Raw genomic sequence first — 22,850 nt, 5'->3', positions numbered from 1 at the left:
CGCCGACGATGCGGTGGGGGTACGTCCCGCTTGCCGGGGAGAGGCGGAATGACCATCAACGTATCTCTCTGTCGCGCAGGGACTTCGGGTCGATCACCTCGCGGATCAGGTGGAGCTCTTCGTCCGTCGGCAGCCGGGTCTCGCCGGCCTCGTCCAGCTCATGCACCTCGAACGACGTGGCCTGGCGAACGTCGTCGGGTGACACCCCGGGGTGCAGGGACACGGCGCGCATGCTGTGGTCCGGCCCGCCGAAGTCGAACACGCCCAGGTTGGAAACCACCCGGTAGGTATTGGCAAAGCGGAACGCCGGATTTTCCGCGTCCACCTTGTCCCAGCCGATGCCGCAGACCACGTCGACGGCCTCGCAGAACACCCGCTTCGAATGGTTGCCCACCCAGTAGCTGGTCGCGTGGTTGATCGCGTTGCCGGGCGCGCCCCTCAGGCCGAACATCTGGCGGGTCGGGTGTTGCAGTGGACCGAACGCCGAGATGTTCTGATTGCCAAAGCGGTCAACCTGATTCGCGCCCATCACCACGTGCCGCCGACCCCAGGCGAGGGTCTCGAACACCCGGCCGAACGGCATCCAGCCCTCGACCGGTCCGGTCTTGCCCAGGGCCGGGGTGTCCGCCAGCAGCTGCGCCTCGCCGTCCGTCAGCAAGATGTCGGGCGAAAAGGTCAGCCGAGCGAGCCGCGCGCCGACCGAGGCCATGTTGGTCATCGGGCTGACCATGATTTCGCCGGCATCCCTGAATAATTCGGCGCAGGCGACTGCGCACACTTCGGCGCGGGTGCTGGTCACTTTTCAGGCCTCCTCTGCGAATGCGCGAACCGCCGCCTGGTAGTCGTCCTCGCTGCCCGACAGGTAGGTCTGGACGAACTCCCGCCAGCCCTCTTCGGTCGAGGCCGCCTCCGCGTAGTGCCGCTGGAACTTCTCGTCGCGTCCGTAATCCGGTGCGGCCGTAGTGAAGTGGGCGCCGCCGGGCGCCTCCACCACGGCGTCGACCATCATCCGGTTCACCAGCAGGGCCTGCGGGGGAACGGCCTTGACCAGTTCCTCCGTCGAGACGACGCGCTCCACCGACAGGAAGCGCTTTTCGGCCGACATCAGAAACAGGTCGTCGAAGTAGGGATCGATTCCCGTGTAGGCCGCATTGCCCCGGCAGTCACCGAGATTGAGGTGCACGAAGGCCGCGTCCAGGCGCAGCGCCGGCGTGGCGATCAGCGTCTCGTGGCCGCCCTCGGGTGCGGGGTAGGGGCTGGTCACGGTCTGCAGCTCGCCCTGCCAAAAGTCGGGGACCGAGCTGCCCAGCCCGGCCCGAATCGGCAGGAACGGCAGGCGCTGGGCGGCGGCCTGCAGGCCACAGCGCAGCATGCCCTCATCCATCTCCCGGGCCTCGATGGCGCCGCTGGTGCGGGCCTTGGCGAACCATGGATCGTAGAAGGGCGGAGAGTCCAGTGAGACGAACCCGTAGTAGACGCGCTTGACCTTGCCGGCCGAGCACAGCAATCCCAGATCGGGCCCACCGTAGGTGACCACGGTCAGGTCGGTTACGTCGGTGCGCAGCAGCGCGCGCACGAACGCCATCGGCTTGCGCCGCGATCCCCAGCCACCGATGCCGATGGTCATGCCGCTGCTGACTTGGGCGGCGGCCTCGTCGAGCGTGGTCCGCTTGTCGCTCACTTCTTGCCCTTCTCCGTGCCGGCGAACGCATCGCGGTGCTCGTCGGCGACCCCGGCGAGGTTCAGCTCGAACGTAAAGCCTTGCTCCATGCGGTAACTCGAGTTGACGCGCTGCACGTCGATGAGGTTGAGCGCCTCCTTGGCCGCGCGGATGACGCGGGTGTCCTTGGCGGCGATGTCTCTCGCGACGCGCAGTGCGGCCTCGTCCAGCTGGTCGCGCGGCACCACCTCGTGCACCGAACCGAAGTGGTGCAGGGTGGCGGCATCCACGGTCGCGGCGGTGAAGAAGAGCCGCCGCATCAGGTGCTGCGGCACCAGCCGGGACAGGTGGGTGGCCGCGCCCAGGGCGCCGCGCTCCACCTCGGGCAGCCCGAAGGTGGCGTCGTCGGAGGCGACGATGACGTCGGAGTTGCCGACCAGGCCGATGCCACCGCCGACGCAGAACCCGTTCACGGCGGCGACTACGGGTACCGCGCACTCATAGACCGCGCGGAAGGCGGCGAAGCAACCGCGGTTGGCGTCGATCAGCGCGGTGAATCCCTCGGTGCGCTGCATCTCCTTGATGTCGACCCCGGCATTGAAGCCGCGGCCCTCGGCCCGCAGGATGACGACGTGGGTCCCGAGGTCCTGGCCGGCGGCCGTGATGACGTCGGCCAGTTCGAACCAGCCGCGCGACGGGATGGCGTTGACCGGGGGAAAGTCGACGGTGACCGCGACGATGCCCGGTTCGGTGGTTTGGGATGTGATGGGCAAGGCGCCACTTCCTTGTGGGGTAACTACCTAAGCAAGCACTTGCTTGGTACGCTAGCACAGTGACTCGCGCCGAAGCACCCGACGCCATCAACTTGGGGCTGGCCGGGCGGGTGGTTCTGGTCACCGGCGGGGTCCGCGGGGTGGGCGCCGGCATCAGCTCGGTCTTTGCCGGGCAGGGCGCGACCGTCGTCACCTGCGCACGGCGGCCCGTCGAGGGCCTGCCCTATGAGTTTCACTCCTGCGACGTCCGCGACGACGACGCCGTCAAGACCCTGATCGAATCCATCGTCGACGAACACGGCCGGCTCGACGTCGTGGTCAACAATGCCGGCGGTTCGCCGTACGTGCTGACCGCGGAGTCCAGCGCGAAGTTCAACCGCAAGATCATCGAGCTCAATCTGATTGGCGCGCTATCGGTTTCGCAACACGCGAACGACAAGATGCAGAAGCAGGACCGCGGCGGGTCGATCATCAACATCTGCAGCCTGAGTGGCCGGCGGCCGTCGCCCGGCACCGGTGCGTATGGGGCGGCCAAGGCCGGCCTAGAAAGCCTCACGCAGACACTGGCGGTGGAGTGGGGGCCGAAGGTCCGGGTCAACGCGTGCGTGGTCGGCATGGTGGAGACCGAGCAATCCGAGCTTTTCTATGGTGACGCCGAGTCAATCGCCGCGATTTCAAAGACCGTGCCACTGGGCCGGCTGGCCAAGCCCGAAGACATCGGTTGGGCCACAGCGTTTCTGGCGTCGGATACGGCGTCGTACATCAGCGGCGCATCGCTGGAGGTGCACGGCGGCGGTGAGCCGCCGCACTATCTGGCCACGACCAACGCCAGCGCGATCAAGTAGAGGAGACACGAACAATGGGAGTGGTTGACGGCCGCGTCGTCATCGTCACCGGAGCGGGCGGCGGTATCGGCCGCGCGCATGCGCTGGCCTTCGCGGCCGAAGGCGCGCGCGTGGTGGTCAACGACATCGGCGTGGGCTTGGACGGTTCACCGGCCGGCGGCGGCAGCGCCGCCCAGGGTGTGGTCGACGAAATCACCGCGGCCGGTGGGGAAGCCGTCGCCAATGGGTCCAACGTCGCCGACTGGAACGAAGCGGCGGGCCTGGTCCAGACCGCCGTGGACACCTTCGGTGGCCTGGACGTTCTGGTGAACAACGCCGGCATCGTGCGCGACAGGATGATGGCCAACACCAGCGAGGAAGAGTTCGACGCCGTCATCGCCGTGCATCTCAAGGGTCACTTCGCCACGATGCGGCACGCGGCGTCGTACTGGCGCCGGCTGTCCAAAGAGGGCAAGACGGTCGACGCGCGGATCATCAACACCAGTTCGGGTGCCGGCCTGCAGGGCAGCGTCGGCCAGGGCAACTACAGCGCCGCCAAGGCCGGCATCGCGGCGATGACGCTGGTCGGCGCGGCCGAAATGGGCCGCTACGGCGTCACCGTCAACGCCATCGCGCCGTCGGCCCGCACCCGCATGACCGAGACCGTCTTCGCCGAGATGATGGCAACGCAGGACCAGGATTTCGACGCGATGGCGCCAGAGAACATCTCACCGCTGGTGGTGTGGCTGGGCAGCGCCGAATCGCGTGACGTCACCGGGAAGGTGTTCGAGGTCGAGGGCGGCAAGATCCGGGTCGCCGAGGGCTGGGCGCACGGACCGCAGATCGACAAGGGCGCGAAGTGGGACCCCGCGGAACTGGGGCCCGTCGTCGCCGACCTGCTCGCCAAGGCGCGTCCGCCGGTTCCCGTTTACGGGGCCTAGCGCGGTTCGCACACCACGAGCGGGATGACCCGGTCGGTGACTTCGCGGTACCTGCGGTAGGGCGGGTACATCCGCATCAACGGCGGCCAATAGCGTTGCCGCTCATCGTCGGTGGCGTCGCGCGCCACCAGATCCAATAACTGGTCCCGGATCTGGACCCGCACCCCGGAATGCTCCTTGAGGTTGAGGTACCACAACGGATGCTCCTGCCGCCCGCCGAAAGAGGCCGGCAGAATGACCCGATCGCCATCGCGCAGGTACAGGGTCGCGGTGGTCCGCGGCTCGTCGGACTTTCGTCCGGTCGTGGTCAGCAACGCCACCGGAAATCGCAACAGCCGCGCGCCGATCCTGCCGTCCGTTCGGCGATACACCCAGATGTGTGCGCGCGCGAAGTATTTGAGCAGCAGACCGATCGGCCGGGAGTTGCGAATCCTGTTCGGCATCTTCCTCAGGATGATTCCCAACCTGAGCCAAGGGAAACGTCAGGGATCGCAGATCACGATGGGGATGACCCGATCCGTCCAGGACCGGTAGTCATCGAACGACGGGTACATGGCATCCAGCTTCGGCCAGTACTCCGCGCGTTCGGCCTCGGTCGCTTCGCGGGCCTGTAGTTGCAACACCTCGTCCTTGATCTGCACGGAGACTCTGGGATTGGCCTTGAGGTTCAGGTACCACTGCGGGTGCTTGTCGCCGCCGCCCTTCGATGCGACCAATACCACCCGGTTCTCTTCGCGGAGGTAGAGCAGCGGGCTCACCCGCGGTTCACCCGTTTTGCGGCCCGTCGTGGTGAGCAGCGCGACCGGAGCGTTCTGGAAGGTGCCGCCGAACCTTCCGTTGCTGCGCTTGTAGATCCATGTGTTGCCCTTGGCCATCCACTTGATGATGAGACTGACCCAAGGCGCATTCAAAGCGCGTGGCTTCGGTTTGGGCATGACGGTCCTCTGTGCTGGATCTGGCCGGCGTCTCCGCACCCCGCGTTGCGGGCTGCGTCGTTACCGGCGCTGCTGAATAAACGGTTGAAAGCGAACCTTGATGTGGTGGATCTCGGCTTTGCCGCTTGAGCTTTCGGCGGGAATCACGAACGTCTCGTCGACCCGTGCGGCCAGCCGCCGACCCCCGAACGCGGCCTTGGTCAGCACGACGTACGCCGCGTGCACCCGGTCACCGTCGATCCGGTAGTCCGGCGGCGTCGTTGCCGCGAGCAGTCGGTACTGAGCTCCGCGATTGAGACTGCGGCGCAGGTGGTTTCCGGAGAAGCCGTTCTTGATGCCTTGCTCGATGCGGGTGCAGCCGGCAGCGAACGGAACGGAGTCGCCGTCATGGCTGACGAGCGCGTCGATGTAGGACTGCGCCGCGGCGATGCGGCTGGATTCAGAGACGATCAAGACGAGCTAGATGCGCTCGATGATGGTGCCCGTCGACAGGGCGCCCCCCGCGCACATGGTGATCAGCGCGGTGCTCTGGTCGTTGCGCTCCAGCTCGTGCAGCGCGGTGGTGATCAGCCGGCTGCCGGTGCTGCCCACGGGGTGGCCCAACGCGATGGCACCGCCGTTGACGTTCACCTTGTCCATGTCGGGATTGTGCACCCGGGCCCAGGACAGCACGACCGACGCGAACGCCTCGTTGATTTCGGTGATGTCGATGTCGCCCATCTTCATGCCGGCCTTTTCCAGCACCTTGGCCGTCGACTGCACCGGGCCGTCCAGGTGGTAGTAGGGCTCGGCGCCGACCAGCGCCTGGCTGATGATGCGGGCCCGCGGCCGCAATCCGAGCGCCTTGGCCTTGTCCTCATCCATCCACAGCACGGCCGCGGCCCCGTCGGAAATCTGCGACGAGGTTCCCGCCGTGTGGATCCCACCCTCGATTACGGGCTTGAGCGCGCTCAGGCCCGAGAGCGTCGTGTCGCGCAGGCCTTGGTCGCGGGAGATGGTGACGCGCTCCGACGTCGGTTGCTTGTTCTCGTCGAGCGCGGGCGCCTCGATCGGGGAGATCTCGCGGTCGAAGCGGCCCTCCTCCCACGCCTGCTTGGCCTTGGCCTGCGACTGGTAACCGAACTCGTCGATGTCTTCCCGGGTGATGCCACGCCGCTTGGCGATCCGCTCGGCCGCGGTGAACTGGTCGGGCAGGTCGATGTCCCACGAGGCGGGCCGCAGGACGGTGCGGTCGGGACCGGCGTTGGCGCCCAGTCCGACACGGCTCATCGCCTCGATGCCGCAGGCGATGCCGATGTCGATGGCACCGGCCGCGATCAGACCGGCGACCAGGCCGTTGGCCTGCTGCCCGCTGCCGCACTGGCAGTCCACGGTCATGGCCCCGACGTGCTCCGGCAGCCCGGCGACAAGCCAGCTAACCCGGCTGATGTTGTTGGACTGCTCGCCGAACTGCGTCACGCAGCCGCCGATGACCTGTTCGACTTGGCCGGCTTCAAAGCCGGAATTGCTGCCGGCCTTCTCAACCAGTGCCTTCTGCACCGCACCAAGCAGCTCGGTGGCGTGCAGGCCTGACAGCCATCCGTTGCGTTTGCCGATGGGGCTGCGGGTGGCTTCGACGATTACCGGGTTACCCATTCCGTCAGGCTAGAACACGTTTCATTAGTCTGACAAGCGAGGATGGTGACCTGCCTTTTATCTGCGCAGGAGCCGTGTTTTACTGGCACTAGAACACGTTGCAATTGAGGAGCGCATACATCATGGCACCCCCCAACATTCCTGCCGACTTCGATTTTCTCGACCCTGACGTCAACCTCGCAGGGTTGCCCGTAGAGGAACTCGCCTGGCTGCGCAAGGCAGAGCCGATCCACTGGGTCGACATCCCCAACGGCGCGGGCGGGTTCGAGGACCACGGGTATTGGATCGTCACCAAGCACGCCGACGTCAAGGAGGTGTCGAAGCGCAGCGACATCTTCTCGAGCTGGATGAACGGCGCCATCCCGACGTGGCCGCCGGAGATGAAGCGCGAGCAGGTCGAACTGCAGCGCAGCGTCATGCTCAATATGGACGCACCCCACCACACCCGGCTCCGCAAGATCATCTCCCGCGGCTTCACGCCGCGGGCCATCGGACGGCTGGAAGCCGAGCTGGCCCAGCGCGCCCAGAACATCGCCAAGACCGCCGCGAACGAGGGTAGCGGCGACTTCGTCGAGCAGGTCTCGTGCGAGCTGCCGCTGCAAGCCATCGCGGGCCTGCTCGGCGTTCCCCAGGAGGATCGAGACAAGCTCTTCCGCTGGTCCAACGAGATGACCGGTGGCACCGACCCGGAGTACGCCCACGTCGATCCCGCGCAGTCGTCCATGGAGCTGATCACGTACGCGATGGCCATGGCCGAGGAGCGGGGCAAGAACCCCACCGACGACATCGTCACCACCCTCATCGAGGCCGACATCGACGGCGAGAAGCTCTCCGACGACGAGTTCGGTTTCTTCGTGGTCATGCTCGCGGTGGCGGGCAACGAGACCACGCGCAACTCGATCACCCACGGCATGATCGCTTTCGCCAACAACCCCGATCAATGGGAGCTCTTCAAGAAGGAGCGCCCGTCGACCGCCGCCGACGAGATCATCCGGTGGGCCACCCCGGTATCGGCCTTCCAGCGCACCGCCAACGAGGACACCGAGCTGGGCGGCGTGCAGATCAAGAAGGGTCAGCGGGTGGTGATGTCCTACCGGTCGGCCAATTTCGATGAAGAGGTCTTTGAAGACCCGCACACCTTCAACATCCTGCGCGACCCGAATCCGCACGTCGGCTTCGGCGGCACCGGAGCCCACTACTGCATCGGCGCGAACCTGGCCCGCATGACCATCAACCTGATCTTCAACGCGGTCGCCGATCACATGCCGGACCTCAAGCCGATCGGTGAGCCCGAGCGGCTGCGGTCGGGTTGGCTCAACGGGATCAAGCACTGGCAGGTCGACTACACGGGCACAACGCGGTGACGTCCTGATGGACTTCAATCTCACTGCGACGCAACAGGCCGTCGCCGATGTGGTGACGTCGGTTCTGGATCGGGACCTCAGCTGGGACGCGCTGGTCAGCGGTGGCGTGCCGGCACTGCCGGTCCCCGAGCGTTTGGGCGGCGACGGCGTAGGCCTGCCCGAGGTCGCCACGGTGCTCACCGAGGTCGGCCGCCACGGCGCCATCACGCCGGCGCTGGCCACGCTCGGCTTCGGCGTGGTGCCCCTGCTCGAACTGGCGTCCGACGAACAGCAGGACCGGTTCCTGGCCGGCGTCCCGAAGGGCGGCGTGCTGACGGCCGCGCTCAACGAGCCCGGCACCGCGCTGCCCGACCGGCCGTCGACCACCTTCGCCGGCGGCCGGCTGACGGGCACCAAAGTCGGTGTCGGCTATGCCGGACAAGCGGATTGGATGATCGTCACCGCGGACAACGCGGTCGTCGTCGTGTCGCCGAAGGCCGACGGTGTGCAGCTGATCGAGACCCCGACTTCCAGTGACGCCGACGAGTACACGGTGACCTTCACCGACGTCGCGGTCGGGGACTCCGATGTGCTGGCGGGCGGCACGGCGCACCGGGTGAACCAGTTGGCGCTGGCGGCAATCGGCGCCTACGCCGACGGGTTGGTGGCCGGAGCGCTGCGCCTCACCGCCGACTACGTGGCCAACCGCAAGCAGTTCGGCAAGCCGCTGTCGACGTTCCAGACCGTGGCCGCCCAGCTCGCCGAGGTCTACATCGCCTCGCGCACCATCGATTTGGCGGCGAAGTCGGTCGTGTGGCGACTGTCCGAAGGGCGGGACGCGGACGACGACCTAGATGTCCTGGGGTACTGGGTCACGTCGCAGGCGCCGCCGGTGATGCAACTCTGCCACCACCTGCACGGCGGCATGGGAATGGACATCACCTATCCGATGCACCGGTACTACTCCACGATCAAAGACCTGACCCGGTTGCTGGGCGGGCCTTCTCATCGTCTCGACCTGGTGGGAGCGCAATGTTCATAGACCTGACTCCGGAGCAGCGTCAGTTGCAAGCGGAACTACGGGAATACTTTTCGAACCTCATCTCCTCCGACGAGATGAAGGCGATGGAGCAGGACCGTCACAACGAGGCCTATCGTGCGGTGATCCGGCGGATGGGTCGCGACGGCAAGCTCGGGGTCGGATGGCCAAAGGAGTTCGGCGGCTTGGGTTTCGGCCCGATCGAGCAGTCGATCTTCGTCAACGAGGCGCATCGGGCCGACGTGCCGCTGCCCGCGGTGACGTTGCAGACGGTGGGTCCCGTCCTGCAGCAGTTCGGCAGCGAGGCGCAGAAGAAGAAGTTCCTGCCCGCGATCCTGGCCGGTGAGGTCCACTTCGCGATCGGCTACACCGAGCCCGAGGCGGGAACCGACCTGGCTTCCCTGCGGACCACCGCCGTGCGTCAGGGTGACGAGTACATCGTCAACGGGCAGAAGATCTTCACCACCGGCGCCCATGACGCGGACTACATCTGGCTGGCCTGCCGTACGGATCCCGAAGCCGTTAAGCACAAGGGCATTTCGATCCTGATCGTCGACACCAAGGATCCCGGCTACTCCTGGACGCCGATCATCCTGTCCGACGGCGCCCACCACACGAACGCCACGTATTACAACGACGTGCGCGTGCCCGCCGACATGCTGGTCGGCGAGGAGAACGGCGGCTGGCGGCTGATCACCACCCAGCTCAACAACGAACGGGTCATGCTGGGCCCCGCTGGCCGTACGGCGGGCATCTACGACCGGGTGCACGCCTGGGCGTCCAAGCCCGGCGCCGACGGGGTCACGCCGATCGACCACGCGGACGTCAAGCGGGCGCTCGGGGAGATCCACGCGATGTGGCGAATCAACGAGCTGCTGAATTGGCAGGTCGCCGCAGCGGGTGAGGACATCAACGTGGCCGATGCCGCCTCTACGAAAGTCTTTGGCACGGAGCGCATTCAGTACATCGGCCGGCTCGCCGAGGAGATCGTCGGCAAGTATGGCAACCCTGCCGAGTCGGAGACCGCCGAGCTGCTCAACTGGCTGGACTCGCAGACCAAGCGGAACCTGGTGATCACCTTCGGTGGAGGCGTGAACGAAGTCATGCGAGAGATGATCGCGGCCGCCGGCCTCAAAGTGCCGAGGGTGCCCAGGTGACCGACATCCAGGAAGCGATCGCGGAGATCAAGGCGGCCGGCGGTCCGAAGCCGCGCGCCGGCCGAGACCCGGTGAACCAGCCGATGATCAACAACTGGGTGGAGGCCATCGGCGACGGCAACCCGATCTACGTCGACGACGCCGCCGCCCGCGCCGTCGGTCACCCGGGGATTGTGGCCCCACCGGCCATGATTCAGGTCTGGACCATGTTCGGCCTGAGCGGGGAACGGCCGAAGGACGACCCGATGGGCCCCATCATGCAGTTGTTCGACGACGCCGGCTACATCGGCGTGGTCGCCACGAACTGCGAGCAGACCTATCACCGTTACCTGCGGCCCGGCGAGCACGTCAGCATCACCTCGGAGATGGGTGACGTCGTCGGACCCAAGCAGACCGGCTTGGGTGAGGGGTATTTCATCAACCAGCACATCATCTGGCGGGTCGGTGACGAGGACGTCGCCGAGATGAACTGGCGCATCCTCAAATTCAAGCCGCGTGAGGCCGCTGAGCAGACGTCGTCGGTGCCCGACGACCTCGACCCCGATGCCATGATGCGTCCCTCGTCGTCACGCGACACGGCCTTCTTCTGGGACGGTGTCAAGGAGCACGAGCTGCGGATCCAGCGGCGGCCCGACGGCAGCCTGCAGCACCCGCCGGTTCCGGCTGTGTGGCAGGACAAGTCCGCCCCGATCGACTACGTGGTGACCAGCGGTAAGGGCACGGTCTTCAGTTTCGTGGTGCACCACGCGCCGAAGGTGCCCGGGCGCACGCTGCCCTTCGTGATCGCGCTGGTCGAACTCGAGGAGGGTGTGCGGATGCTGGGCGAGCTGCGCGGGGTTGACCCGGGCTCGGTGGCGATCGGAATGCCGGTGCGCGCAACCTATATCGACTTCCCGGCCGGTGACACCGGCCCTGAGTGGACCCTCTACGCGTGGGAGCCGGACGCATGAGTGCCCCGACCATCGAAGTGGGCACTGTATTGCCGGAGCTCAAGCTGCACGGTAGCCCCACGTTCATCATCTCGACGGCCCTGGCCACCCGGGACTTTCAGGACGTGCACCACGACCGCGATCTGGCGCAGGCCAAGGGGTCGAAGGACATCTTCGTCAACATCCTGACCGACACCGGGCTGGTGCAGCGCTATGTCACCGACTGGGCGGGCCCGTCGGCGCTGATCAAGTCGATCGGGCTGCGGCTCGGGGTGCCGTGGTACGCCTACGACACGGTGACCTTCTCCGGTGAGGTGACCGCCGTGGACGACGGCCTGATCACGGTGAAGGTGTTCGGCCGCAACAGCCTTGGCGACCACGTCGTCGCGACCGTGACCCTTCGGATGGGGGACTCCTGATGTTGTCGGGTAAAGCCGCGATCGTCGGCATCGGCGCCACCGACTTCTCGAAGGACTCCGGTCGCAGCGAGCTGCGGTTGGCGGCCGAGGCGGTGCTGGACGCGTTGGACGACGCCGGTCTTTCGCCGTCGGATGTCGACGGGCTGACCACCTTCACGATGGACACCAACAACGAGACCGCGGTTGCGCGTGCGGTCGGCATCGGGGATCTGAAGTTCTTCTCGCAGATCGGATACGGCGGCGGCGCAGCGTGCGCGACCGTCCAGCAGGCGGCGATCGCCGTCGCCACCGGGGTGGCCGACGTCGTGGTGGCGTACCGGGCGTTCAATGAGCGGTCGGGGATGCGGTTCGGTCAGGTGCAGACCCGGCTCGTGGGAGATGCCCGCGCACAGGCCGATTCGACCGCTGCGGACAATTCCTTCTCCTACCCGCATGGCCTCTCCACGCCCGCCGCACAGGTCGCCATGATCGCCCAGCGCTACATGCACCTGTCCGGTGCGACCAGCCGCGACTTCGGCGCCATCTCGGTAGCCGACCGTAAGCACGCCGCCAAGAATCCGAAGGCGTACTTCTACGAAAAGCCGATCACCATTGAGGACCACCAGAATTCGCGGTGGATCGCCGAGCCGCTGCGGCTGCTGGACTGCTGCCAGGAAACCGACGGCGCGGTCGCGATCGTGGTGACTTCGCCTGAGCGCGCGCGTGACCTCAAGCAGCGGCCGGCCGTCATCGAGGCGGCATCGCAGGGCTCGAGCCCCGACCAGTACACGATGGTCAGCTACTACCGGCCGGAACTGGGTCTGCCCGAGATGGGCGTGGTTGGGCAACAACTGTGGCAGCAGTCCGGTCTGCAACCGTCGGACATCCAGACCGCGATTCTGTACGACCACTTCACCCCCTTCACACTGATTCAGTTGGAGGAGTTGGGATTCTGCGGCAAGGGTGAGGCCAAGGACTTCATCGCCGACGGCGCTATCGAAATTGGTGGGCGGCTCCCCATCAACACGCATGGCGGTCAACTCGGTGAGGCGTACATCCACGGCATGAACGGCATCGCCGAAGGCGTGCGGCAATTGCGCGGGACTTCGGTGAACCCGGTCCCCGACGTCGAGCACGTCCTCGTCACCGCCGGAACGGGCGTGCCCACGTCGGGCCTGATCCTGGGCTAGGGCTTTCTCCTCTTCGCCTCCGCGAACGTGAAGTCAGTTTCACGCTCGCCGGGGAAGGCGAGCCCTAGGCCGGCACCAACTCGACGCCGCTCAAAACCACGGCGTTGTCGCGCGAGGGCGCGACCACGCTGGCCAGCAATCGCCCGTCTTCCTTCCAGATGCCGACTTTTAGCGTCTCGCCGGGAAACGCCACACCGGCGAAGCGCGCGCCGTAGGCGGCCACGGCGCCGGCGTCGCCGTCGAGCAGCGTGTCGACGATGGCCTTGCACGTCATGCCGTACGTGCACAGGCCGTGCAGGATGGGCTGCGAAAAGCCAGCGGCCGCAGCGAATTCCGGGTCGGAGTGCAGCGGGTTGCGATCCCCGCAGAGCCGGTACAGCAGGGCTTGCTGCGGCAGGATCGGCACCGCGACCTCGACATCGGGCGCGCGGTCGGGTGCCGCGTCCGAAGTCGACGGCCCACGCTCGCCGCCGAAGCCACCTTCGCCACGGGCGAAGATGGAGCGCCGTTGGGTCCACAGCAGCGTGCCGTCGGGCGCGCTGACCGCCGTCTCACTCCAGATCACCGCGGCCTTGCCCTTGTCCCAGATGTCGGTGAACCGGGTGACGGCGCGGGCGGATCCCGACGGCGGCAGTGGCCCGGGCGCCTCCACCCGCTCGCTGGCGTGCAGCACCTTGCTCAGTCCGATGTCGATACCGGGGAATTGCACGGTCGGCGGCCTGGTCAGGTGAAACGTGGCCGCCACGTTGCCGAACGTCGGCAGGACCTGCGGCGTGTCGTCAACGAGGTAGCGCAATTCGCGCGGGTCCATCGGATCCTTGCCTGCCCCCAACGCCAAGTGGTAGAGCTGCACATCGCTGCTCGTCCAAGCGAATTCGATGGGTTCCAGCTCGGCGGCCAGCGCGACGTCTACATCGATGGGCATATCAGTTCTCCCCCGCAATGTGCAGTGCGGCCAAGTAGCCGAAGGTCATCGCCGGGCCAATCGTGCCGCCCGGACCCGGGTAGGTGTGACCCATCACCGGGGCGCTGACATTGCCTGCGGCGTAAAGACCCTCGATGATCGTGCCGTCGTCGCGCAACGCACGGCCGTGGACGTCGGTGCGGACGCCGCCCTTCGTGCCCAGGTCTCCGGGCACCATCTTGGCGGCGTAGTACGGCGCGTGCGTGAGCTCGCCGAGGTTGGGATTGGGTTTGTTGGTCGGGTCGCCGTAGTAGCGGTCGTACGCGCTCTCGCCGCGGTGGTAATCCTCGTCGACACCAGACCGGGCGAAACCGTTGAATCGCTGCACGGTAGCCAAAAACTCGGCCGCCGGGAGGCCGGCCTTCTGGGCGAGCTCCTCGAGTGTGTCAGCCTGGATGATGACCCCGGACTCGAGCCATTTGCGGGGAATGCGTTGCCCCGGTTGCAATCCCGCGAAAATGTAGCGGTCCCGGTACTGCTGGTCGAACACCAGCCACGCCGGAATGTTCTCGCCCGGCCCCGAGCCCTGGCCGAATTCCCCGCCGTACATGTGGTGGCAAGCCTCGACGTAGGGCATCGACTCGTTCATGAACCGCTTGCCCGACATGTTGACGATGATCGATCCCGGCGAATTGCGTTCCGACAACGCGAACCACGGGGCACCCACCAGCGGAACGGTCGGGCCCCACCAGGCGTCTTCCATCAGTTCCAGTGCGGCACCCAACTTTTCGGCGGCCACGATGCCATCGCCGGTATTGGCCTTGGCGCCGACGGTCCACTCCGTGGTGATCGGCGCGCGCTGGTACTTCACCCGCATCTGCTCGTTGTGCTCGAAGCCGCCGGAGGCGAGGATGACCCCGCGCCGGGCGCGAATCAGGCGCGGCTCCGATGACTCCGATGCGCCGGTGTCGCGGACGTAGACGCCGCGCACCACGCCGTCCTCGACGTAGAGATCGGTCAGCGCGGTGTTGAGCAGCACCGGAACGCCGGCTTGCTGCAGCCCGATCCGTAGCGGGCCGATCAACGCCCGGCCCATGCCGACGAGGTTCTTACCGGTCGCCTTCGCCCACATGGTGCGGGCGCCGACCTTCAGGCTGCGCAGCACTCCGCGCGGGTGTCGCTTCAGCTGGTTCAGCCGCACGTAGTCCTGTTGCATCACAACCACGTTGAGCGGCACCTTGCCGTATGCCGGCTCCAGGCCGGGCATGTCGGCACCCAGCTTGCGGGCGTCGAACGGCTTCGGCTCGATCGAGCGACCTTCCGCACGACCGCCCGGCGCCTCCGGGTAGTAGTCGGAGTAGCGCGGAACCCAGCACATCTTCAGCGGCGTGTGCTTCAGCACGAACGACAGCATCTCGGGTCCGCGGTCGAGGTAGGTGTCGATGCGTTCCGGCTCGACGATGTTGCCGATGATGCCGTGCAGGTACGTCCGGGCCGCCTCGGGGTTGTCGCGGACGCCGTCACGCTTGAGCACCTCGTTGTTGGGAATCCACACGCCTCCACCTGAGCGGGCGGTCGAGCCACCATAGTGCGCGGCCTTCTCGATGACTACTGTGGAAAGGCCCCGGTGAGCGGCGGTAAGGGCAGCCACCATGCCGGCTCCGCCGCTCCCCACCACGACGACGTCGAGCTCCTGTGCTGTCATGTAGAACACGTTATAGAATTGCCCGGGCCGGGCGCTACTGGGCCGGTCACACGAACGAGGGGACTTCTGCAGATGCTCAGTGTTGCGACGCGAGACGAGCTCGCTGCCGAGCTGGCACAGGCTGAGCGGAGCCGCGAACCGATCGCGCCGCTGACTGCCGCCCACCCCGACATCGACGTCGTCGACGCCTACGAAATCCAGCTGATCAACATCCGTCAGCGGGTCGCCGAGGGAGCCCGCGTGCTGGGCCACAAGGTGGGCCTGTCATCGAAGGCGATCCAGCAGATGATGGGGGTCGACGAGCCGGACTACGGGCATTTGCTGGACGAGATGCAATTGTTCGAGGACACGCCGGTCAAGGCGAGTCGCTACCTGTGGCCGAGGGTCGAGGTCGAGGTCGGCTTCATCCTGAACGCCGACCTGCCGGGAGCCAGCTGCACTGAGGAAGACGTGCTCGCTGCGACCGAGGCGCTGGTCCCTTCGATCGAGTTGATCGACACCAGGATCACCGACTGGAAGATCGAGTTGTGCGACACGATCGCCGACAACGCCTCGTCCGCGGGCTTCGTTCTCGGCGGGGGGCGCGTCTCGCCGCGCGACATCGACGTCAAAGGAATCGACGCGGTGCTCAGCTGCAACGGCGAGGTCGTCGCCAAGGGCCGCACCGACGCGGTGCTGGGCAACCCGGTCACCGCGGTGGCTTGGCTGGCCCGCAAGGTGGAGGGCTTCGGCGTACGGCTGCGCAGAGGCGACCTGGTGCTTCCCGGATCGTGCACGCGAGCGATCGACGCGCACGCCGGTGACAAGTTTGTGGCCGAGTTCGCGGGCCTGGGTTCTGTTCAATTGTCGTTCGAATAGTCTCGAATTAAATCGTCGGACTTAAATATCGAGAGCTTCGCAAAGGAGCGTCATGCCGGCTAAGGCGAGTGTGGCCATTGTCGGGTCGGGAAACATCAGCACTGACCTGCTCTACAAACTGCTGCGGTCCGACTGGCTGGAGCCGCGCTGGATGGTCGGCATCGACCCGGAAAGCGAAGGGCTGGCGCGGGCCCGCAAGCTGGGTCTGGAGACCACGCACGAAGGGGTGGACTGGCTGCTGGCCCAGTCCGAGAAGCCCGACCTGGTGTTCGAGGCGACCAGCGCCTACGTGCACCGGGACGCGGCGCCGAAGTATGAGGCCGCCGGTATTCGGGCGATCGACCTGACGCCGGCCGCGGTGGGCCCCGCGGTCATCCCGCCGGCGAACCTGCGACAGCACCTGGATGCGCCGAACGTCAACATGATCACCTGCGGGGGGCAGGCGACCATCCCGATCGTTTACGCGGTTAGTCGCGCGCTGGTCGATCAGGGCGGGGTGCCCTACGCCGAGATCGTGGCGTCGGTGGCGTCGGTCTCCGCGGGGCCGGGCACCCGCGCCAATATCGACGAGTTCACCAAGACCACCAGCAAGGGCGTGGAAACCATCGGCGGCGCCAAGCGCGGCAAGGCGATCATCATCCTCAACCCCGCCGACCCGCCGATGATCATGCGCGACACCATCTTCTGCGCCATCCCCGAGGACGCCGACCGGGACGCGATCGCCAAATCCATCCACGACGTGGTGGCCGAGGTGCAGACCTATGTGCCGGGCTACCGCCTGCTCAACGAGCCGCAGTTCGACGAGCCGTCGATCAACTCCGGCGGCCAGGCGGTCGTCACCACCTTTGTCGAGGTCGAAGGTGCCGGCGATTATCTGCCCCCATACGCGGGCAATCTGGACATCATGACCGCCGCGGCCACCAAGGTCGGCGAGGAGATCGCGAAAGAATCCTTAGCGGCGGCCGCTGGTCGGACGGCGGGAGGAATGCAAGCATGAGCACTCAGGAGATTTTCTTCAACCCGATCTGGGACGTGCGACTTACCGACACGTCGTTGCGGGACGGCTCGCATCACAAGCGCCACCAATTCACCAAAGAAGAGGTGGGTGCCATCGTGGCCGCCCTGGACACCGCGGGTGTGCCCGTCATCGAGGTCACCCATGGTGATGGGCTGGGCGGGTCGAGCTTCAACTACGGGTTCTCCAAGACGCCCGAGCAGGAGCTGATCAAGCTGGCCGCCGAGACGGCCAAGGAAGCCAAGATCGCCTTTTTGATGCTGCCCGGCGTGGGCACCAAGGAGGACATCAAGGAAGCCCAGAACAACGGCGGCTCGATCTGCCGGATCGCCACCCACTGCACCGAGGCCGACGTCTCCATTCAGCACTTCGGCCTGGCGCGCGAGCTGGGGCTGGAAACCGTCGGATTCCTGATGATGAGCCACACCATCCCGCCGGAAAAGCTCGCGCAGCAAGCCCGCATCATGGCCGATGCGGGCTGCCAGTGCGTCTACGTGGTCGACTCGGCCGGCGCGCTGGTTCTGGAAGGGGTGCGCGACCGGGTGGCCGCCCTGGTCGACGAGCTCGGCGACGACGCCCAGGTCGGTTTCCACGGGCACGAGAACCTCGGCCTCGGGGTGGCCAACTCGGTGGAGGCCGTCCGCGCGGGTGCCAAGCAGATCGACGGCTCGTGCCGCCGGTTCGGCGCCGGCGCCGGCAACGCGCCCGTCGAGGCGCTCATCGGTGTGTTCGACAAGATCGGCGTCAAGACCGGGATCGACTTCTTCGACATCGCCGACGCCGCCGAAGAGGTGGTCGCCCCGGCGATGCCCGCCGAGTGCCTGCTGGACCGCAACGCGCTGATCATGGGCTACTCCGGGGTGTACTCGAGCTTCCTCAAGCACGCCATCCGCCAGTCCGAGCGCTACGGCGTGCCCGCCCATCAGCTACTGCACCGGGCAGGTCAGCGCAAGCTCATCGGCGGCCAGGAAGACCAACTCATCGACATCGCGCTGGAAATCAAGCGCGAGCAAGAAAGCGGCGCCGCGGCCTCGCGCTGACTACCGCTTCACGAGCGACGGAACGCACAGGTTCCGCAAAGCTGTCGCGAGTACGCTGGCGCGCATGAGCACATCCAACACAGTCGGCGCTCGCCGCCGCGGGCTGTACGGCCTGCTCGCCGGGGGGCTATTGACCGCTACCGCCGCCACGATGATCGCGGTGCCCCTGGCGGGCACAGCAAACGCGGCTCCCCAGTGCGATCAGACCGTAGGTAATTCCATCGACTCCTACCTGAAGCGGCATCCCGACCTGCACGCGCAGCTGCAGGCCAGGTCGGAGGCGGAAGGCGGCGGCCCCAACGTCATCGACTACCTGAATCGGCATCCGGACGTGCGACAGCATCTGATCGATCTGTCGCAGCAGTGCGCACCCTAGCGAGTCGGCCTCGTATTTGAACGTGCGGCCGACGCGGGGGAACGTTCGCCATTGACGAAAAAGTAGAACACGTTCTAGCGTCTAGGCGTGTTCGCAGATTCTTTTTCCCGCCCGCTCACCCAAGCGATCGCCGAAGCCGAGAAACTGGTCGCCGACGCGCCCCACATCGAGACCGAGGCCGACCTGCTCGAAGGGCTGCAGTATCTGGCGGGCTGCGTTTCGGCCTGCATACACCTGGCCTTCGACTACGACCGCGACCACCCATTCCTGCAGTCGGGCACCGGGCCGTTCACCAAGATGGGCCTGGACAATCCCGACACCCTCTACTTCGGCACCCGGGTGCACGCCAATCACGACTACGTCGTCACCGGCCGGCGCGGCACCACGACCGACCTGAGCTTCCAGCTGCTCGGCGGTGAATACACCGATGACAACGTGCCGGCCAGCCAGGCCGCGTTCGATGACCGTGAACTCGAGATCGCCGCGGACGGCAGCTTCGAGTGGCGGGTGCGGCCCACCAGCCCCGGGCAGCTGGTCATCCGCGAGGTCTACGGCGACTGGTCCGCACAGCGCGGCACCCTGGCCATCTCGCGGCTGGACACCGCGGGCACCGCTCCGCCGCCGCTGACTCGCGAAACCATCGAGAAGCGTTACGCCACAGCCGGAAAGCAACTTGTCAACCGGGTGAAGACGTGGCTGCAATTCCCGCAGTGGTTCTATCTCGACCTCCCGGTCAACACGATGGTGGCGCCCCGGCTGACGCCGGGTGGCTTGGCGACGCAATACTCGTCGGTGGGCCACTACGACCTGAGGCCGGATCAGGCCCTGGTGATCACCATCCCGGTCTCCGACGCGCCCTACCTCGGCTTCCAACTGGGCAGCCTGTGGTACATCTCGCTGGACTACATCAACCACCAGACCTCGCTGAACAATACTCAGGCGCAAGCGGATCCGGATGGGAAGGTGCGCATCGTCGTGGCCGACCAGAACCCGGGCGTGACCAACTGGGTGGAGACGCTGAACCATCGGCGGGGCTTCTTGCAGTTCCGCTGGCAGCGGGTGTCCCGTCAGCTCACCGAGGCGGACGGCCCCAGCGTGGAATTGGTCGACTTCGACGCCATACCGGCCACGTTGCCCTACTTCGAGCACAACAAGATCTCCGACGACGAATGGCGCGCGCGAATCGCGCTGCGTCAACAACAAATTGCGGCCAGGATGCTGGGGTGACGATGTCAGAATTGCTCAACGACAAGGTTGTCGTGATCAGTGGCGTCGGACCGGGGCTCGGTACCACCCTGGCGCACCGGTGCGCACAGGATGGAGCCGACCTGGTGCTGGCGGCGCGGACCGTGGAGCGGCTGGAAAACGTCGCCAAACAGATCAACGACACCGGGCACAAGGCGTTGGCGGTGCGTGCCGATATTACCGACGACGACGAGGTCAACTACCTCGTCGAGACCACGATGGCGACCTACGGCAAGGTCGACGTGCTGATCAACAACGCGTTCCGGGTGCCATCCATGAAGCCGTTGGCGGGCACCAGTTTTCAGCACATCCGCGACGCGATCGAGCTCAGCGCGCTCGGTGCGTTGCGGCTCATCCAGGCTTTCACGCCCGCGCTGGAGAAGTCGCACGGATCGATCGTCAACGTCAACTCCATGGTGTTGCGGCACTCGCAGGCCAAGTACGGCGCCTACAAGATGGCAAAGTCGGCGCTGCTGTCCATGTCACAATCGTTGGCCACCGAGCTGGGCGAGAAGGGGATCCGCGTCAATTCCGTTGCCCCCGGCTATATCTGGGGCGAAACATTGCAGGCTTATTTCGAACACCAGGCCGGCAAGTACGGCACCACGGCGGACCAGATCTACGCGGCCACCGCGGCGAACGCCGACCTGAAGCGCTTGCCCACCGAAGACGAGGTCGCCTCGGCGATCCTTTTCCTGGCCAGCGATCTGTCCAGCGGCATCACCGGACAGACCCTGGACGTCAACTGCGGGGAGTATCACCACTGATGTCCGATCGCACCGATATCGGCACCGTCGACGAACTGCACGCATCGGCGACCAAGCTGACCGGCCTCGACGACTTCGGGTCCAACGACGACAACTACCTCGAAGCGCTGGAGGTGCTGCTGGACTCCTACCGGCGGGAAGCCGGGCTTACGGTGTTGGGCAGCAAGATGAATCGGTTCTTCCTGCGCGGCGCGCTGGTGGCCAGGTTGCTGTCCGAGGCCTCGTGGAAGCAGTATCCGCAGCACGCCGACGTGGCGATCGAACGCCCGATCTTCGTCACCGGCCTGGTGCGCACCGGGACCACCGCGCTGCACCGCCTGCTGGGCGCCGACCCCGCACATCAGGGCCTGCACATGTGGCTGGCCGAGTTTCCGCAGCCGCGCCCGCCACGTGAGACCTGGGAGTCGCACCCGCTTTATCGTCAACTCGACGCGCAATTCAACCAGCACCACCAGGACAACCCCGGCTACACCGGCCTGCACTTCATGGCCGCATACGAGCTCGAGGAATGCTGGCAGCTGCTTCGGCAGTCGCTGCATTCGGTGTCCTACGAGACGTTGGCGCACCTGCCCACTTATGCGCAGTGGCTGTCGCAACAGGACTGGACGCCGTCCTACCAGCGGCATCGCAGGAACCTCCAGCTCATCGGACTCAACGACGCCGAAAAGCGTTGGGTGCTGAAGAATCCCAGCCACTTGTTTGCGTTAGATGCCTTGATGGCGACGTACCCCGACGCGCTGGTGATTCAGACGCATCGGCCGGTCGAGACGATCATGGCCTCGATGTGCTCGCTGGCCCAGCACACCGCGGAAGGATGGTCGACGACGTTCGACGGGGCCCAAATCGGTGCTGACGCAATGGATACCTGGTCGCGTGGGTTGGAGCGCTTCAATACGGCCCGGGCCAAGTACTCGCCGGCCCAGTTCTACGACGTCGACTACAAGGAGTTGATCGCCGATCCCATCGGCACGGTGGCCGACATCTACCGGCACTTCGGTTTGGCGATGACCGAGGACGCGCGGGCGGCGATGGAGAAGGCACACTCCGACAGCCAGTCCGGCGAGCGGGCTCCGAAACATAAGTACTCGCTGGCCGATTACGGGCTGACCGCCGAAACCGTCAGGGAGCGCTTCGCCGGGCTGTAATCAGTCGTCGATCCGCCGCGGCCCTAACCACACACCGTCCGGAGGGCCGATCGCGCCGGCCCGCTCGCGCGCCGAGGCGAGTTCCGACGATGCCGCGAATTGCCTTGCAGCACCGATATTTTCCATCTCCATGACGACGATGACGGTGCTGGAGTCGTCGTCGTCGATGTAGGTTCCCGTCACCACCAGGCCATGGTGGCGGCGCGTTTCGTCGAGCTTCGGGTCGCGAAACACAGCGTTCCACCGGTCGATGCTGGCGACTCGCTGTTTGACGAGCATGACCCCGGCCATGACAACCTCCACTCTGCTGCATTATGTCTACACATGTAGACATAATCCCCACCCTAGCTGCGTCGCGGCAGATATGTCTACAGTTGTAGACGATGCGAAGGAGTGACATGAACACCGTGACGCCCCGCCGCCGTGACGCCGGCGCCACCCGGACCCGTCTGCTGGAAGCGGCTCGCGAGCTCTTTCTGGCCCGGGGATACAGCGCCGTCGGTCTACGCGAGGTGGCGTCGAAGGCGGGTGTGGACGTCACGTTGGTTCGCCGCTATTTCGGTTCTAAGGAAAGGCTTTTCACGGAGGCAACGGATGTTTCGGAGAATGTAGAGGAGGTCCTGGGTGCCGCCGACGACGCGCTGGGAGATCGGCTGATTGCCCGCGTCCTGCAGGCCCGTAATGATGTCGATGCGCCGTTGTTTGCGCTGTTGCGGTCGAGCGGCGACCCCTCCGTGGTGGCGCGCCTCAATGACCAGCTCAACGAGGGCCTTACGCGCAACCTGGCGAAGCGGATAACCGCGGACCGGCCCCGGATTCGCGCGGACATGGTCACGGCCCTGTTGTTGGGCATCGGCGTGCAGCGCGTCCTATTGCAGAAGAAGCCGATGGCCAGCGCTCGGGACGGCGACATCGCGGCGGTATTCCTCGAGGCGTTCGAGGCGATAACCAAATTGCCTCAAGGACAGTGA

Annotated in this window: 26 protein-coding genes; 16 read left to right on the top strand and 10 right to left on the bottom strand. The window is 66.1% G+C overall.

From position 1 onward, the window contains the following. Window positions 1–55 precede the first annotated feature (55 nt). From ipdB to echA20, 3 genes are read right to left on the bottom strand one after another with little or no spacing between them, the layout of a single operon-like run. Window positions 56–799: a cholesterol ring-cleaving hydrolase subunit IpdB gene (ipdB, locus tag A5678_RS15210; protein WP_068043724.1), complete on the bottom strand. Its 744-nt coding sequence runs from the start codon at window positions 797–799 to the stop codon at window positions 56–58. Window positions 800–802: 3 nt separating this feature from the next. After that, entirely contained in the window at window positions 803–1,681 is an 879-nt protein-coding gene (gene ipdA, locus A5678_RS15205; protein WP_068043722.1) for a cholesterol ring-cleaving hydrolase subunit IpdA, read from the bottom strand. Next, window positions 1,678–2,433, bottom strand: coding sequence for a (7aS)-7a-methyl-1,5-dioxo-2,3,5,6,7,7a-hexahydro-1H-indene-carboxyl-CoA hydrolase (echA20, locus tag A5678_RS15200; RefSeq protein ID WP_068043720.1), 756 nt, complete (start codon window positions 2,431–2,433; stop codon window positions 1,678–1,680). Before echA20 ends, ipdA begins: the two co-directional genes overlap by 4 nt. 59 nt (window positions 2,434–2,492) lie before the next feature. Here echA20 and A5678_RS15195 point away from each other — a divergent pair, with 59 nt between their 5' ends. Both A5678_RS15195 and A5678_RS15190 read left to right on the top strand, forming a co-directional pair. Next, complete coding sequence (locus A5678_RS15195; RefSeq protein WP_197502150.1) at window positions 2,493–3,278, top strand: SDR family oxidoreductase; 786 nt, start codon at window positions 2,493–2,495, stop codon at window positions 3,276–3,278. Window positions 3,279–3,292: 14 nt separating this feature from the next. Then, window positions 3,293–4,198 (top strand): SDR family oxidoreductase, encoded by a 906-nt coding sequence (locus A5678_RS15190; RefSeq protein ID WP_068043718.1) that lies wholly within the window; start codon window positions 3,293–3,295, stop codon window positions 4,196–4,198. Here A5678_RS15190 and A5678_RS15185 read toward each other — a convergent pair. The 4 genes from A5678_RS15185 to A5678_RS15170 are packed head-to-tail and all read right to left on the bottom strand — an operon-like array spanning window position 4,195 to window position 6,768. Beyond that, entirely contained in the window at window positions 4,195–4,641 is a 447-nt protein-coding gene (locus A5678_RS15185; protein WP_068043826.1) for a nitroreductase family deazaflavin-dependent oxidoreductase, read from the bottom strand. The genes A5678_RS15190 and A5678_RS15185 overlap by 4 nt on opposite strands. A 39-nt stretch (window positions 4,642–4,680) precedes the next feature. Further along, complete coding sequence (locus tag A5678_RS15180) at window positions 4,681–5,133, bottom strand: nitroreductase family deazaflavin-dependent oxidoreductase (protein WP_068043716.1); 453 nt, start codon at window positions 5,131–5,133, stop codon at window positions 4,681–4,683. Window positions 5,134–5,193: 60 nt separating this feature from the next. Beyond that, window positions 5,194–5,586 carry a hypothetical protein gene (locus A5678_RS15175; protein WP_068043715.1) on the bottom strand — a complete coding sequence of 131 codons (393 nt, stop codon included), beginning with the start codon at window positions 5,584–5,586 and terminating at the stop codon, window positions 5,194–5,196. 6 nt (window positions 5,587–5,592) lie between these two features. After that, window positions 5,593–6,768 (bottom strand): steroid 3-ketoacyl-CoA thiolase, encoded by a 1,176-nt coding sequence (locus A5678_RS15170; protein WP_068043712.1) that lies wholly within the window; start codon window positions 6,766–6,768, stop codon window positions 5,593–5,595. A 122-nt stretch (window positions 6,769–6,890) separates the two neighbouring features. On the opposite strand from A5678_RS15170, the gene A5678_RS15165 reads away from it, so the two are divergent. Genes A5678_RS15165 through A5678_RS15140 form a run of 6 tightly spaced genes read left to right on the top strand, consistent with a single transcriptional unit; the run spans window position 6,891 to window position 12,824 of the window. Continuing rightward, window positions 6,891–8,132 carry a cytochrome P450 gene (locus A5678_RS15165; protein ID WP_068043709.1) on the top strand — a complete coding sequence of 414 codons (1,242 nt, stop codon included), beginning with the start codon at window positions 6,891–6,893 and terminating at the stop codon, window positions 8,130–8,132. 7 nt (window positions 8,133–8,139) lie between these two features. Next, window positions 8,140–9,153 (top strand): acyl-CoA dehydrogenase family protein, encoded by a 1,014-nt coding sequence (locus A5678_RS15160; protein ID WP_068043707.1) that lies wholly within the window; start codon window positions 8,140–8,142, stop codon window positions 9,151–9,153. Further along, window positions 9,144–10,307, top strand: coding sequence for an acyl-CoA dehydrogenase FadE29 (fadE29, locus tag A5678_RS15155; protein ID WP_067740203.1), 1,164 nt, complete (start codon window positions 9,144–9,146; stop codon window positions 10,305–10,307). The genes A5678_RS15160 and fadE29 overlap by 10 nt, the downstream gene beginning before the upstream one ends. Continuing rightward, window positions 10,304–11,257, top strand: a complete 954-nt coding sequence (locus tag A5678_RS15150) for a bifunctional MaoC family dehydratase N-terminal/OB-fold nucleic acid binding domain-containing protein (protein WP_068043705.1) — start codon at window positions 10,304–10,306, stop codon at window positions 11,255–11,257. The genes fadE29 and A5678_RS15150 overlap by 4 nt, the downstream gene beginning before the upstream one ends. Beyond that, the gene (locus A5678_RS15145) at window positions 11,254–11,655 is read left to right on the top strand and encodes a MaoC family dehydratase (RefSeq protein WP_068043703.1); all 402 of its coding nucleotides are present in this window, start codon (window positions 11,254–11,256) and stop codon (window positions 11,653–11,655) included. Before A5678_RS15150 ends, A5678_RS15145 begins: the two co-directional genes overlap by 4 nt. Then, complete coding sequence (locus A5678_RS15140) at window positions 11,655–12,824, top strand: lipid-transfer protein (RefSeq protein WP_068043701.1); 1,170 nt, start codon at window positions 11,655–11,657, stop codon at window positions 12,822–12,824. The genes A5678_RS15145 and A5678_RS15140 overlap by 1 nt, the downstream gene beginning before the upstream one ends. 64 nt (window positions 12,825–12,888) lie before the next feature. Here the strand turns inward: A5678_RS15140 and A5678_RS15135 are convergent, their stop codons facing one another. Both A5678_RS15135 and kstD read right to left on the bottom strand, forming a co-directional pair. Beyond that, a complete protein-coding gene (locus tag A5678_RS15135; protein ID WP_068043699.1) occupies window positions 12,889–13,749 on the bottom strand; it encodes a MaoC family dehydratase in 861 nt (286 codons plus the stop codon). Between the two features lies 1 nt (window position 13,750). Continuing rightward, window positions 13,751–15,433 (bottom strand): 3-oxosteroid 1-dehydrogenase, encoded by a 1,683-nt coding sequence (gene kstD, locus A5678_RS15130; RefSeq protein WP_068043824.1) that lies wholly within the window; start codon window positions 15,431–15,433, stop codon window positions 13,751–13,753. A 72-nt stretch (window positions 15,434–15,505) separates the two neighbouring features. On the opposite strand from kstD, the gene A5678_RS15125 reads away from it, so the two are divergent. From A5678_RS15125 to A5678_RS15095, 7 genes are all read left to right on the top strand, one after another. Next, entirely contained in the window at window positions 15,506–16,291 is a 786-nt protein-coding gene (locus A5678_RS15125) for a 2-keto-4-pentenoate hydratase (protein WP_068043696.1), read from the top strand. A gap of 52 nt (window positions 16,292–16,343) precedes the next feature. Beyond that, the gene (locus tag A5678_RS15120) at window positions 16,344–17,288 is read left to right on the top strand and encodes an acetaldehyde dehydrogenase (acetylating) (RefSeq protein ID WP_068043694.1); all 945 of its coding nucleotides are present in this window, start codon (window positions 16,344–16,346) and stop codon (window positions 17,286–17,288) included. Then, the gene (dmpG, locus tag A5678_RS15115) at window positions 17,285–18,346 is read left to right on the top strand and encodes a 4-hydroxy-2-oxovalerate aldolase (protein WP_068043692.1); all 1,062 of its coding nucleotides are present in this window, start codon (window positions 17,285–17,287) and stop codon (window positions 18,344–18,346) included. Before A5678_RS15120 ends, dmpG begins: the two co-directional genes overlap by 4 nt. 64 nt (window positions 18,347–18,410) lie before the next feature. After that, window positions 18,411–18,722, top strand: coding sequence for a hypothetical protein (locus tag A5678_RS15110; protein WP_068043690.1), 312 nt, complete (start codon window positions 18,411–18,413; stop codon window positions 18,720–18,722). Window positions 18,723–18,809: 87 nt separating this feature from the next. Beyond that, window positions 18,810–19,949 (top strand): hypothetical protein, encoded by a 1,140-nt coding sequence (locus tag A5678_RS15105; RefSeq protein WP_068043688.1) that lies wholly within the window; start codon window positions 18,810–18,812, stop codon window positions 19,947–19,949. Window positions 19,950–19,951: 2 nt separating this feature from the next. Further along, window positions 19,952–20,734 carry an SDR family oxidoreductase gene (locus A5678_RS15100; RefSeq protein ID WP_068043685.1) on the top strand — a complete coding sequence of 261 codons (783 nt, stop codon included), beginning with the start codon at window positions 19,952–19,954 and terminating at the stop codon, window positions 20,732–20,734. Continuing rightward, window positions 20,734–21,879 (top strand): sulfotransferase, encoded by a 1,146-nt coding sequence (locus A5678_RS15095; protein ID WP_068043683.1) that lies wholly within the window; start codon window positions 20,734–20,736, stop codon window positions 21,877–21,879. Before A5678_RS15100 ends, A5678_RS15095 begins: the two co-directional genes overlap by 1 nt. Here the strand turns inward: A5678_RS15095 and A5678_RS15090 are convergent, their stop codons facing one another. Next, complete coding sequence (locus tag A5678_RS15090; RefSeq protein ID WP_231983677.1) at window positions 21,880–22,170, bottom strand: hypothetical protein; 291 nt, start codon at window positions 22,168–22,170, stop codon at window positions 21,880–21,882. It lies immediately after the preceding gene. A 107-nt stretch (window positions 22,171–22,277) separates the two neighbouring features. Between A5678_RS15090 and A5678_RS15085 the strand changes: the two genes are divergently transcribed. Continuing rightward, complete coding sequence (locus tag A5678_RS15085; protein ID WP_231983676.1) at window positions 22,278–22,850, top strand: TetR/AcrR family transcriptional regulator; 573 nt, start codon at window positions 22,278–22,280, stop codon at window positions 22,848–22,850.

Source organism: Mycobacterium sp. E2733 (genome assembly GCF_001667585.1).
Lineage (GTDB): Bacteria > Actinomycetota > Actinomycetes > Mycobacteriales > Mycobacteriaceae > Mycobacterium.
The sequence above is the reverse complement of the archived record's forward strand: the minus strand, read 5'-3'. Positions and strand labels throughout refer to the sequence as shown.